The organism is Pseudoxanthomonas mexicana, assembly GCF_010093385.1.
In the GTDB taxonomy this organism is placed as follows: Bacteria; Pseudomonadota; Gammaproteobacteria; order Xanthomonadales; family Xanthomonadaceae; genus Pseudoxanthomonas_A; species Pseudoxanthomonas_A mexicana.
Genome location: NZ_PDWV01000078.1, coordinates 1 through 12,177 on the forward strand (window position 1 = coordinate 1; position 12,177 = coordinate 12,177).

At 68.0% G+C, this 12,177-nt stretch carries 13 protein-coding genes and 2 pseudogenes; 5 read left to right on the forward strand and 10 right to left on the reverse strand.

The features are described from left to right. The 4 genes and pseudogenes from CSC76_RS17850 to CSC76_RS17860 form a co-directional block, all read right to left on the reverse strand. Positions 1-191: pseudogene (locus CSC76_RS17850) on the reverse strand (acyl-CoA dehydrogenase family protein); the annotation flags it as partial. Between the two features lie 170 nt (positions 192-361). Beyond that, a pseudogene (locus tag CSC76_RS19180) lies at positions 362-790 on the reverse strand (restriction endonuclease); the annotation flags it as partial. 239 nt (positions 791-1,029) lie between these two features. Next, the gene (locus tag CSC76_RS17855; RefSeq protein ID WP_162111306.1) at positions 1,030-1,581 is read right to left on the reverse strand and encodes a phasin family protein; all 552 of its coding nucleotides are present in this window, start codon (positions 1,579-1,581) and stop codon (positions 1,030-1,032) included. A gap of 94 nt (positions 1,582-1,675) precedes the next feature. Continuing rightward, a complete protein-coding gene (locus CSC76_RS17860) occupies positions 1,676-2,920 on the reverse strand; it encodes a patatin-like phospholipase family protein (RefSeq protein WP_162111307.1) in 1,245 nt (414 codons plus the stop codon). Positions 2,921-3,007: 87 nt separating this feature from the next. Here CSC76_RS17860 and CSC76_RS17865 point away from each other — a divergent pair, with 87 nt between their 5' ends. Beyond that, positions 3,008-3,724, forward strand: a complete 717-nt coding sequence (locus CSC76_RS17865; protein ID WP_162111308.1) for a DUF8198 family protein — start codon at positions 3,008-3,010, stop codon at positions 3,722-3,724. A gap of 2 nt (positions 3,725-3,726) precedes the next feature. Here CSC76_RS17865 and CSC76_RS17870 read toward each other — a convergent pair whose 3' ends face one another. Then, on the reverse strand, positions 3,727-4,002 hold the full coding sequence (locus tag CSC76_RS17870) for a polyhydroxyalkanoic acid system family protein (protein ID WP_162111309.1): 276 nt from the start codon (positions 4,000-4,002) through the stop codon (positions 3,727-3,729). 99 nt (positions 4,003-4,101) lie between these two features. Here CSC76_RS17870 and CSC76_RS17875 point away from each other — a divergent pair, with 99 nt between their 5' ends. After that, positions 4,102-4,905, forward strand: coding sequence for an FHA domain-containing protein (locus CSC76_RS17875; RefSeq protein ID WP_162111310.1), 804 nt, complete (start codon positions 4,102-4,104; stop codon positions 4,903-4,905). Here the strand turns inward: CSC76_RS17875 and msrQ are convergent. Continuing rightward, positions 4,874-5,503, reverse strand: coding sequence for a protein-methionine-sulfoxide reductase heme-binding subunit MsrQ (gene msrQ / locus CSC76_RS17880; RefSeq protein ID WP_162111311.1), 630 nt, complete (start codon positions 5,501-5,503; stop codon positions 4,874-4,876). The genes CSC76_RS17875 and msrQ overlap by 32 nt on opposite strands. Before the next feature lie 7 nt (positions 5,504-5,510). Then, positions 5,511-6,479, reverse strand: coding sequence for a protein-methionine-sulfoxide reductase catalytic subunit MsrP (gene msrP / locus CSC76_RS17885; RefSeq protein ID WP_162111312.1), 969 nt, complete (start codon positions 6,477-6,479; stop codon positions 5,511-5,513). Between the two features lie 202 nt (positions 6,480-6,681). Here msrP and serC point away from each other — a divergent pair, with 202 nt between their 5' ends. From serC to aroA, 3 genes are all read left to right on the forward strand, one after another. Continuing rightward, positions 6,682-7,767, forward strand: a complete 1,086-nt coding sequence (gene serC / locus CSC76_RS17890) for a phosphoserine transaminase (protein ID WP_162111313.1) — start codon at positions 6,682-6,684, stop codon at positions 7,765-7,767. 97 nt (positions 7,768-7,864) lie between these two features. After that, the gene (pheA, locus tag CSC76_RS17895; RefSeq protein WP_162111314.1) at positions 7,865-9,010 is read left to right on the forward strand and encodes a prephenate dehydratase; all 1,146 of its coding nucleotides are present in this window, start codon (positions 7,865-7,867) and stop codon (positions 9,008-9,010) included. Between the two features lie 180 nt (positions 9,011-9,190). Next, positions 9,191-10,501, forward strand: coding sequence for a 3-phosphoshikimate 1-carboxyvinyltransferase (gene aroA / locus CSC76_RS17900; RefSeq protein WP_162111315.1), 1,311 nt, complete (start codon positions 9,191-9,193; stop codon positions 10,499-10,501). A gap of 233 nt (positions 10,502-10,734) precedes the next feature. Here aroA and CSC76_RS17905 read toward each other — a convergent pair whose 3' ends face one another. The 3 genes from CSC76_RS17905 to CSC76_RS17915 all read right to left on the reverse strand — a co-directional run. After that, positions 10,735-11,295, reverse strand: coding sequence for an energy transducer TonB (locus tag CSC76_RS17905; protein ID WP_162111316.1), 561 nt, complete (start codon positions 11,293-11,295; stop codon positions 10,735-10,737). 146 nt (positions 11,296-11,441) lie between these two features. Then, on the reverse strand, positions 11,442-11,777 hold the full coding sequence (locus tag CSC76_RS17910; protein ID WP_162111317.1) for a hypothetical protein: 336 nt from the start codon (positions 11,775-11,777) through the stop codon (positions 11,442-11,444). A 91-nt stretch (positions 11,778-11,868) separates the two neighbouring features. Continuing rightward, on the reverse strand, positions 11,869-12,177 hold a 309-nt coding region (locus tag CSC76_RS17915), incomplete at its 5' end, for an energy transducer TonB (RefSeq protein ID WP_162111318.1).

The following is a 12,177-nucleotide window of genomic DNA, read 5'->3' on the forward strand; positions in this document are numbered from 1 at the left end:
TCGAACAGTTCCCGCCCGATCAGCATGCGGCGGATCTCGTTGGTGCCCGCGCCGATGGCATACAGCTTGGCGTCGCGGAGCAGGCGGCCGGCGGGGTACTCGTTGATGTAGCCGTTGCCGCCCAGGGGCTGGACGGCTTCCAGCGGGGCCTGCACGGCCGCTGCGGCGGCATGCAGCAGGCAGCCGGGCGCGCCGGCGCAGGGGTGTTGGGCCAGGCCGCCATCGCCAGGGCGCCAATGGCCACCGCGCCGAGCCAGGCGATGCCGATATGACGCTTGGCACGCGCGGCGGCGTAGTCGATCACCTGGTCGCGCAGGCTCGGCTCGATCAAGTCCACCACTTCCGGCCACAGGTGTGGGCCGTCCAGCAGTTCGATGGTGTTGCCCTGGGCGGCGTCGCGGCCTTCCTTCTCCACGTTGCCTTCGGTCGCCAGGATGCCGCCGTGGGCCGCGCCCAGACGGATGCTGGCGGCGAGTTCCTGTACGGGTGCGGCGGCGATGCGGTAGGCCGACCCATGCTTGCACGAGAGCAGCCAGCGTTCGTCACCCCGGGCGAGCAGGAAGGTGGACTGCGGCTCGCGGCTGTCCTGGGGGTCGGGGCTGGCTTCTACCAGTCCCCGGCGCGCCATCGCGGCCAGGACCAGTTTCGAGAATTCGCGCCAGCGCAGTCCCGACAACGCATGCAGACCGTAGGACATCTCATCGCGAGGGCGGCGGACCAGCCAGAAATAGGCAGTGGCGGCCGCGCCACTCACGAGCGTGACGGCCAAGCCAAGGAACCAGATGGACATGCGGCGCGGGGCGTTGTTGTTATTTGACCGGCAATTCTACCGGGCCGTGCCTGCAGCTGTCTGTGCTGTCCACCGCGCGTCGCGTGGCGGGACGAAGCAGCCCGCCAGTCCGAAGCCGTAAGGGGAGGGGAGCAAACGAACTTCGATGGACTGGCGGGCTGGAATGATTGTTACGCCATTGGATGGTGCCGCGCAACAAAAAAATGTTCAGGAAAGCGCGGGAAAAAGCCTATGCAACCTTATGGTGCGGCCTTCTTGCGCGATGCACGCTTGGCGGGCGTCTTCTTCGCTGCCGGCGACGGTTTTCTGGCGGCGGCCTTGCGCGCCCGTGCCGGCTTCGCGGCCGGCACGCCGCCCAGCTTGCGCAGCTCGGCGTTCAGGGCATCGACGCGATCGATCAGGGCGGACAGGTCCTCGCGGCTGGGCACCTCAAGGCGGCGCAGTGCGCGATGCACGCGTTCCTCGAACACCTTTTCCAACCGGTCCCAGGTGTCGGACGCACGTTCGCGTGCCTGGCCCACGGTGCTTTCCACGGCATCGCGCATGGCCTGGGCCTTGCCACCGGCGGTCTTGCGCGTGATCTGCTCCAGCGACAGGCCTTCCTTGACCAGCGTCTCGAACAGCTTGGTGCCTTCGGCCTGCGCGCGCCCGAAAGCGCCGACTCCGGCCAGCCAGACCTGCTGGGCCGACTCGCCCAGGCGCTTGGACAGCTGCTCGGCCTGGGCCTGCAGGGTTTCGTTGCTGGAAGCGGAAGCGGTCTTCTTGCGTGCGGATTTCTTCAGCGTGGCCATGGCGTTCCGTCAGTGGTTAGTGTGGGGATTGCGCGCCAGAATCGGCGTCGCGTCTAGAGTTTTCACACCAGCGGGCGACGCAACCGCAGGCGCATCAGGAATGTCGCGCCGCGCGGTGACGGGATACCAACTGGTCGACATCGTCCAGGGCGCGACGCAGGCGGGCGGTGGTCTCGGTCATGCGCGGCGCCACGTCCAGACCGGCCAGGATCGACCGGTTGCGATCCTGGACGATGTCCTCGTTGTAGCGGATGCCGTGTGCGGCCAGCATGGGCTTGAGCGTGGCTGCGCGCTTGCGCAGGTCGGCCAGCGTGTTGCGATAGGCGAGCTGGCAGACCCGGTGGCGCGAGGAGAAGCTGAAAAGGTTGGTGAAGAACAGTTCGCTGTCGTCCGCGTTCGGTTCGAACACCAGCTGGTCGATGTCGGGGTACCGCAGCGGGTACTTCTCCATGCCGATCTGCATGCGCGACTGCAGCAGAGTCCGCAGCGTCTGCGAAAGCACCGCGGGCAGTCCGCCGCTGGCCAGGCCGACCTGTTCGGCCTGGTCGGCCTGGGGTGTCGCCTGGTTGGCGTCGAACGGGACCAGCGGGTTGATGCCGATCATCAGGTCGATGCCGCGGTCCAGTCCGGTGCTGGCGTGCATCGTGCGGCGCCGCGCGCCGTCCAGGAAGTGGCGACCACCGATCTCCACCGGCGGATACAGGCCGGGCAAGGCGGAACTGGCCTGCACCGCGCGCGAAATCGGGACGTCGTCCCAGCCCGGCTCGCCGAAGCGCACGGCCTCGCCGCTGTCCAGGTCCACCGCCACCACGAACAGGTCCGCGTCCAGCGTTCGGAAATCGTTGCTGCGGCCGCGCCGCGTGAAGATGTCGCGCAGGAAGCGTTCCACTTCCTGGTTGTCGAAGATCCCGGTGGGTACCAGGCCACCGAAGCGCAGGAACAGGTCCGACCAGCGGGTGGCGCGGTGCGGGCTGCGCAGCAGGCGCGATACCCAGTCGGCGTACAGCCCCGGCAGGCTGGCCGCGCGGCGCAGGTACTCGCCCACGTTCGGGCGCAGGAAGGTTTCCGGACGGAACTCCGCGTCATCGCTGGTGCCGGTGATGAAGATGCGGCACATCTCGGCCGTGCTCATCCGGTTGGCCAGGCCGGCGGCCAGGAAGGCCCCGGAACTGACCCCCACGTAACAGTCCATGCGGGTCAGGTCCAGCCCGTCCAGTGCTTCGTCCAGGGCGCGCAGGGCGCCCAGCTCGTACATGCCACCGATGGGGCCGCCGCCGGCGATCGCCAGGCCGATCTTGCCGTTGTGGCCCCGCTGCCGCGCACTGTGGATCGAAAGCATGTACTACCCGTCGTGACCTCGCTGCCCGAGTGTAGCCGACCGGCCGCCGGGTTGCGGTGGTCTCCCGTCGTCAGGATCATGGCGCCCATGGCTCGAGCACATCCCCTGATCACACGCGTGGGCAGGCGCCTGGAATGGCACCAGGCGGCGCCCGATCCCGTACTCGAACCGCGCAACCGCCTGCGCTGGCTGTCCGAGCTCAGGCGCTGGCAGGCCGCCAGGCTGGAAACCAGCTTCGCGCATTTCCTGGCCGATCCCACCCGCCGCGCGGCGGCGATGTTCTTCCTGACCGACGTCTACGGCGACCACGACTTCAGCGGGCGCGACGCCAACGTGGCCAAGGTCATGCCGATGATGCAGCGCCTGCTGCCGTTCTCCGTACTGGAGACCGTGGCGCACGGGATCGAGCTGGGGGTGCTGACGCACGTGCTGGACATGCGCATGGCCGAGGCGCTGCAGCGGCTGGCGCCCCATCGGCGCAAGCTGGACGCCGATCTGTACGGCCAGGCGTATCGCGAGGTGGGCCTGCGCCGCCTGCGGCGGCACCAGATCGACCTGATCGCCGAGGTCGGCGGCGGGCTGGCGCGGGCGGTGAAGACGCCGGGCGTGGCCACCTTGCTGAAACTGTCGCGCGGGCCGGCCCGCGCCACGGGTCTGGGCGAACTGCAGGGCTTCCTCGAGCGCGGCTTCGCCGCCTTCGCCGCACTGGGCGACGGCAAGGCCTTCGTGCGCGATATCGAACGCGCCGAGCGGACGGTGTCGCGCCGGTTGTTCGCGGGCGACCCCGATCCGTTCCGCGACTGACCTCAGTCGAACTTCTCGCTCAGCACCCGGCGGATTTCCGCCTCGATCGGGCCCTTCATCGCCGAGAGCAGGAAGCCCAGGGTCGCGGTGACCTGCAGGTTGTTCGCCAGCAGGGCGATCTTGCCTTCCACGCCCGAGCGGCTGAAGTTCAGCGTATCGCCGTCCCAGCCATAGTCCATGTCGAAGCGCTCGGAGAGCTTCTTCGCCACGCTTTCGATGGCCTTCCTTGCCTGTGCGGGCGTCTTGGAATGCGGATGCTGGATGTCGATGCGGGCCATGCATGGGCTCCTGTGGCGTAGGGCTATTCTGCGCGGCCATGGCGTGCGCTGCCAAGCCGGCTATCGCGTCCGGGCGGCAACCTGATAGGCTCCCGTCGCGTGCAGAACCTCAGACTTCATTTCACCAACCGTCCCGCACCGGACCGGCCGCTCACCACCGGCGTCCACCGCATCGTGCGCGAAGCCGCCGGCACCATCGGCGTGGGCGATGCGCTGCAGGGCGCCTTGCTGGCGCAGATCTGCGTGGATCGGCGCGGCCTGTGGCTGCAGGTGGCCAACGGCATGCGCGGGGTGCACATCAATGGCCGTCCGGTGAAGCGGATGGCGGTGCTGCGGCCCGGCGACGCGGTCTACGTGGAAGGCGTGGAGCTGCTGCTGCAGTCGGGGTTCCGCTCGGCCGCGGAGGTGCGCGACAGCGACGCAGGCCAGGGCGACGCCCGGGTGGTGCTGCGTGGCGTCGGTGGCAAATATCACGGCAGGAGCGTGTCGCTGGAGCACCCGCGCATCGTTGGCCGTGCGCGCGAGGCCGACATCCGCGTCGACGATCCCGCTTTCGCTGAGCGCCATGCCCGGCTCGAGTTGCGTGGCGATCGCGTTCTGCTGCGCGACCTGGGGTCGGCCGAGGGCACCCGCGTCAATGGCATGGCGGTGCGCGATGCGCTGCTGGCTGCGGGCGACCAGGTGGTGTTCGACGCCCAGCACCGCTTCGTGCTCGAGGTGCCATGGGCCCCCAGTGCACGGGCGGAGGAGTCGGCGTTGCCGGACGATGCCGACCAGACGCCCCTGCAGGGCGCTACCCAGCCAGCGGTGACGGCGTCGGTGCGGCGTTGGCCGTGGTTGCTGCTGGCGGCCGTCCTGATGGCGGCCGCGCTCAGCGCGCTGCTGCTGTTCGGCGCCGGCTGAGCGATTTCCACAGGCGCCAGCCCAGCAGCGCCGCCAGGATGCCCGCATACAGCAGCGGCTCGCGGATGTCGGATTTCACCAGCCCCCAGAAGTGCAGCACCGCCAGTACGCCGATGGCGTAGACCAGCTTGTGCAACTGGCCCCAGCGTCGGCCGAGGCGCCGCATCCACCCCTGCGTCGAGGTGATCGCCAGGGGCACCAGCAGCAGCCAGGCGGTGAAGCCCACGGTGATGTAGGGGCGCTTGACGATCTCTTCGAATATCTGCGTCCAGTAGCCGCGCAGGTCCAGTGCCAGGTAGGCGGTCAGGTGCAGGCTGGCGTAGAAGAAGGCGTACAGGCCCATCATCCGGCGGAAGCGCAGCAGGACCGGCTGGCCGGTCAGCTGACGCAGCGGGGTGATCGCCAGCGCCACCATCAGCAGGCGCAGCGCCCACAGGCCGGTACGGTGTTCGATCTCGGCCACCGGATCGGCGCCGAGCGCGTCGCTGCCATTCCGCCATACGTCGTGGAATTGCCAGGCGAGAATCGCGAGTGGGGTCAGGGCCAGCGCGTGGACCAGGGTCTTGGCGGCGACCAGGCCGGCGGATGCCTTACGCATCGCCGGGTCAATACCACTTCTTCAGGTCGAGGCCCGCGTACAGCGAGGCGACCTGGTCCGCATAACCATTGAACATGCGCGTGGGGATGCGCTCGGCGAACAGCTTGCTCTGGGTGCCGGCGATGCGCCGCTCGGTCTTCTGGCTCCAGCGGGGATGGTCCACGTCCGGATTGACGTTGGAGAAGAAGCCGTATTCCGAGGGCTGCAGGTCGTGCCAGGCCGTCTCGGGCATGCGTTCGACGAACTTGATCTCGACGATCGACTTGATGCTCTTGAAGCCGTACTTCCACGGCACTACCAGCCGCAGCGGCGCGCCGTTCTGTTGCGGCAGCGGCTTGCCGTACAGCCCGGTGGCGAGCAGGGTGAGCGGGTGCATGGCTTCGTCGATGCGCAGGCCCTCGCGGTAGGGCCAGTTGATGGACCGGTAGCGCACGCCCGGCATCTGCACCGGATCGGCCAGGGTGGTGAAGGCCACGTACTTGGCCTTCGAGGTGGGCTGGAACTTCTTCAGCACCTCGCCCAGCGGCACGCCCAGCCAAGGGATCACCATCGACCAGCCCTCCACGCAGCGCAGCCGGTAGATGCGCTCCTGCGGCGGCAGGCCCTTGACGAGGTCCTCCAGTGCGATCCTGCCGGGTTTGGCGCATTCTCCGCCCACCACCACCGACCACGGAGAGGTCTTCAGCGTCTTGCGCGCGGCCGATGGATCGGCCTTGCCGGTCCCGAACTCGTAGAAGTTGTTGTAACTGGTGACGTCCTCGTAGCGCGTCAGCGTCTCGGTCGTCCGGAAGCCGGAGCGGGCCTGTTCCGGTGTCACCACGACTTTCGGCGGGGGCGGAGGCTCGGCCTCGGCGCAGCCGGCCAGCGCCAGGGCCGGCGCAGCAGCGAACGCCTGGAGCAGGCGGCGGCGGTCCCGATAGACCGACTCGTCGGTGATCTGGGAGGCGGGAATCCGCAGGGCGTCGCGCAGGGACATGGACATCTCCGGGAAGCGGGGGTCTTGGTTGGACGATACTCGTGCGCGAAAATTCCCGCTCGATCGCCCTGTCTTGAACCTATACGTCGCGGGATGGCCGCAGGATGCGCGGCGTGCGCGGTCCGCACCCCCCGGCTAGGCTTCGTTGCCCCTGCAACTGATGCGCTGCGGCATACTACGGGTCCTCCTGTTCAGGTGTCCCATGACGCGCGCGTTCAACTTCAGTGCCGGTCCCGCCACCCTGCCCGAATCGGTCCTGCGGCAGGCGCAGGCCGAGATGCTCGACTGGAACGGCGTCGGCGCGTCCATCGTGGAGATCAGCCACCGCAGCCAGGACTTCATCGCCGTGGCGGCCGAGGCCGAGGCGGACCTGCGCCGGCTGGTCGGCATCCCGGACGACTATGCCGTGCTGTTCCTTTCCGGCGGCGCCACCACCCACCAGGCCCTGCTCGCGCTGAACTTCGCCGCGCCCGGCCAAGTGGTCGACTACGTGGTCACCGGACACTGGGGCAAGACGGCGATCAAGCAGGCCAAGCCGTACTGCACGGTCAACATCGCCGCCGACGGCGAGGCCGGTGGCTTCCACGACATTCCGCCACGCGACAGCTGGAAGCTCACGCCCGGTGCGGCCTACGTGCACATCACCGCCAACGAGACCATCCACGGCGTCGAGTTCCGCGATACCCCGGACGTCGGCGAGGTGCCGCTGTTCGCCGATTTCAGTTCGTCCATCGCCTCCGAGCCGCTGGACGTGTCGAAATACGGCGTGATCTATGCCGGTGCGCAGAAGAACCTGGGCCCGGTGGGCGTGGCGGTGGTGATCATCCGCAAGGACCTGTTCGAGCGCAGCGGCCAGCCGCGCGCCGACATCTTCGACTACCGCTCGCACGCCGCGCGCGACTCCATGCTCAACACGCCGCCGACCTGGAACTGGTATCTGGCCGGGCTGGTGTTCAAGTGGATGCTCGCCGAAGGCGGCGTGGAGGAGTTCGCGCGCCGCAATGCGCTGAAGTCGTCGCTGGTCTACGACGCCATCGATGCCTCCGGTGGCTTCTATCGCAACGAGGTGGTGCCAGCGGTCCGGTCGCGGATGAACATCCCGTTCTTCCTGCCCGACGAGACCCTGACCTCGCGCTTCGTGGCCGAATCCAAGGCGGCCGGACTGCTGGCGCTGAAGGGCCACAAGGCGGTCGGCGGCATCCGCGCATCCCTGTACAACGCGCTGCCGGTGGAAGGTGCGAAGGCGCTGGTGCAGTTCATGCATGATTTCCAGCAGCGTAACGGATGATCAAAGCTGTTGTAGGAGCGACGTGAGTCGCGACCGCCCACCTTCAGGTCGCGACTCACGTCGCTCCTACAGATAGCTTCCCCAGGAAACTTGAAACATGGCCTCCAAGCCCAGCAAACCCAGCAAGAAGCCTGCAACCAGCAAGAAGACCGAAGCCACGCCCGCTCCCGCCCTCTCCGACGTACGCGCCAAGATCGATGGCATCGACCGCCAGATCCAGTCGCTGATCGCCGAGCGCGCACGCTTCGCCCACCAGGTCGGCAAGGCCAAGGGCAAGCTGGCTGCCGCGGTGGACTATTACCGTCCCGAACGCGAGGCGCAGGTGCTGCGCATGGTCGTGGACCGCAACGAAGGCCCGCTCAGCGACGAAGTGCTGGTGCACGTCTTCCGCGAGATCATGTCCGCCTGCCTGGCGCAGCAGGAACCGTTGAAGATCGGCTACCTAGGCCCGGAAGGCACCTTCAGCCAGCAGGCGGTGCTCAAGCACTTCGGCCGCTCGGCGCACGGTCTTCCGCTGGCCAGCATCGAAGAGGTGTTCCAGGAAGTGGCCAGCGGCAACGCCGATTTCGGCGTGGTGCCGGTGGAGAACTCGGGGCAGGGCACCATCCAGATCACCCTGGACATGTTCCTCACCTCCGACCTGAAGATCTGCGGCGAAGTCGAGCTGCGCGTGCACCAGTTCCTGATGTCGCGCACCGGCCGCATCGACGACATCGAACGCATCTATGCGCATCCGCAGTCCTTCGCGCAGACCGCAGGCTGGCTGCGCGCCAATCTGCCCAAGGTCGAGAAGGTGCCGGTGTCGAGCAATGCCGAAGGCGCGCGCCGCGCCCGCGGCAGCGACGACGCCGCCGCCATCGGCGGCGAGAGCGCGGCGCATGTTTACGGGCTGAAGAAGGTCGTCATGAGCCCGATCCAGGACGACAAGGACAACACCACGCGCTTCCTGGTGATCGGCCGCAGCATCTTCCCGCCGTCGGGCCACGACCGCACCTCGGTGCTGGTCTTCATCCACGACAAGCCCGGCGCGCTGTTCGACGTACTCAGCCCGTTCGCGCGCCACGGCATCAGCATGAACCGGATCGAGTCACGGCCCTCGCACCACGCCAAGTGGGAGTACGGTTTCTTCATCGACCTGGCCGGCCACATCGACGACGAGGCGATGAAGCAGGCGCTGGCCGAACTGAAGCAGCATTCGGCGCAGATCAAGGTGCTGGGGTCGTACCCGGTTGCGGTGCCCTGACATCGTCGCGAGCCCGTTTCACAGCTCACTGCCGTCATTCCGGCGAAAGCCGGAATCAAATTTGCTCCTGCTCTAACCAACCTTCACAGTAAGAGGCAAGATGGATCCCGGCTTTCGCCGGGATGACGGAATACTCTCCATCATTTCCACTTCTTGTATCCGCCACTTCAGATTGCACGCATGCCCAAGACACACGACTGGATCGCTTCCGCCGGCCAACCGCTGCACGGCACCCTGGACATCCCCGGCGACAAGTCGGTGTCGCACCGCGCGGTGATGTTCGCTGCGCTGGCCGATGGCACCTCGACGATCGACGGCTTCCTGGAAGGCGAGGACCCCCGCGCCACCGCCGCGATCTTCTCGCGGCTCGGCGTGCGTATCGAAACCCCGTCGCCCTCGCGCCGCGTCGTGCACGGCGTGGGCGTCGATGGCCTGAAGGCCGCGGAGGGCGCGCTGGACTGCGGTAATGCCGGCACCGGCATGCGCCTGCTGGCCGGCTTGCTGGCCGCGCAGCCGTTCGACAGCGTGCTAGTCGGCGACGAATCCCTGTCCAGGCGCCCCATGCGCCGCGTCACCGGGCCGCTGGCCACGATGGGTGCGCGCATCGATACCGAGGAGGGCGGCCTGCCGCCGCTGCGCATCCACGGAGGCCAACGGTTGACCGGCATCGACTACACACTCGAGGTCGCCAGCGCCCAGGTGAAGTCCGCCGTGCTGCTGGCTGGCCTGTATGCCGATGGCGACACGGTGGTGCGCGAGCCGCATCCCACCCGCGACTATACCGAGCGCATGTTGAAGGCGTTCGGCGTCGACATCGAATTCTCCCCTGGCTTCGCGCGCCTGCGTGGCGGGCAGCGCCTGAAGGCCACCGACATCGCGGTGCCGGCCGACTTCTCCTCGGCGGCGTTCTTCCTGGTCGCCGCCAGCATCATCCCGGGGTCCGAACTGCGCCTGCGCGCGGTCGGACTGAACCCGCGCCGCACCGGCCTGCTGCAGGCGCTGCGCCTGATGGGCGCGGACATCACCGAAGAGAATGCCAGCGAGCACGGCGGCGAGCCGGTGGCCGATCTGGTGGTGCGCCATGCGTCGCTGCGTGGCATCGAGGTGCCCGAAGCGTTGGTGCCGGACATGATCGACGAGTTCCCCGCGCTGTTCGTCGCGGCCGCAGCCGCGGACGGCCCCACCGTCGTGCGTGGCGCCGCGGAGTTGCGCGTGAAGGAGTCCGACCGCCTGGCCAGCATGGCCAACGGTCTGCGCGCGCTGGGCCTGCGGGTGGACGAAACGCCGGATGGCGCCACGATCTTCCCGGGTCCGCTGCAGGGCGGCGCCGTGGATTCGCATGGCGACCACCGCATTGCGATGGCGTTCTCCATCGCCGGCCAGCTTTCCTCGGGTGAGGTGCGCATCGGTGACGTGGCGAATGTGGCGACCTCGTTCCCGAACTACGACGCACTGGCAACGGGTGCGGGATTCGCGTTGGGGAAGGCGTGACGCTGCCGTTTCCTGTAGGAGCGACGTAAGTCGCGACCGCAGCTTGGGGGCTCCAGCGTGCTTTCGTTCGTCACTTGCGGCTCCAGGGACTTGTTGAAAGGATCCGGGTGCCGACGAATCCCGGTCGCGACTTACGTCGCTCCTACAGAAAGTCATGCGTAAAAAAAGGGGGCGCCTTGCCCGCGTCCCCCTTTCCTTTCCTCGTCAGCTCCGTATCGGGCGCGATGCAGCGCTTAGATCGGCTTGAAGTCCACCGGCACCTTCACGCTGGTGGCGATGGCCTTGCCGTTGCGCATAGCCGGCTCGAAGCGCCACTGGCGCACGGCGTTCACCGCGGCGCGGTCCAGGTCACGTTCGCCGCTGCGTTCGACCACGCGCACGTCCACCGGATTGCCCTGGGCGTCCACCTCGGCCACCACGACCACAGTGCCGCCCACGCCCGCGCGCAGCATCGCGGCCGGATACTTCGGCTCCGCGTTGCCGGCCATCGGCCGGGCGTCACGGCTGATGGGGGCAGGGCGGGTCGCGACGGCGCGCTCCGCGCGGGTGCGTTCATTGGCGGCCGCCGCGCGCTCGCTCGCGGGCGGGTTCGCATCATCCATCACCGGTGCGGGCAGGGCGGCTACAGGCGCTTCCGTGGCGCGGCGCGATTGCGTCCACCAGATCAGCGCCGCGGCCGTCACCGCAAAGGCCAGCAGCATCAGCAGCACGGGCGAAGTGGAACGTCGCGGTTCCACCGTGGTGTCTTGCACGGTATCCGTTGTGCGGTACTCGTTGTTCGTGGGCATCGACATGTGAACCTCCGTTTCGCGTTGTGGGTTCCGCGTTGGAACAGGGCCGAGTCTTTGCGCGTCGATGTTTGCGATGTGTGATACCGCAATGAAGCGGGCTGGCCGAAGTTCAGCTAGCGGAATGACGGTTCAGCAATGCGTATGCGTCGTCAAAACTCGTCCGCGCAGCCATCGTCCTGCTTGAAGTAGACGCCATCGGGGACGCGAGCATGTTGTTCGCCGCGTCTTGCCAGTGCGTCGCATCCCATCACGCGGATGGGCACAAGCTCCATCGCGATCGAACCCGATGCATGACGCAGTACGAACGCGTGGTCCTGCCGTGTCCATGTGCCCGATTGGATCGGTTCCGCGCAGATATCGCACTGCACCTGCATCGCGTAGCGACCGGAGTCCATCAGTCGCACCGCATGGGCGTAGCCACGGCCCTTCACCCAGGTCTGGCCGGGCTCGGCGCCCAACGGGTCGTCGACCGAGGAGCTGCGCATGGACCATAGCCATACGCACGCGACGAGGACGATCAACGAGAGTGCCGACCAGGCGGCGATGCGTTTCGGCGATCGCGCCTGGCCCAGGCGGTCACCGCATCTTGAAATCGATCGGTACCGTCACCGCACCCGCCACGGCCTGGCCATCGCGCTGCGCGGGCTGGAAGCGCCACTGGCGCACGGCGTTCACGGCAGCGCGATCGAGGTCGCGCGAGCCGCTGCGCTGGGCCACCTCGACCGAGGTGGGCACGCCGTCCGCGCCCACTTCCACGCGCACCAGCACGGTGCCCTGGTCGCCACTGCGCATGGCGGCCGGCGGATACTCCGGCGCGGGCGTCTGGCCGGGAATCGGCACCGGCACGTCGCCGGGCGCCAGGGTCTCGCCGGGAGCGGCCGGGGC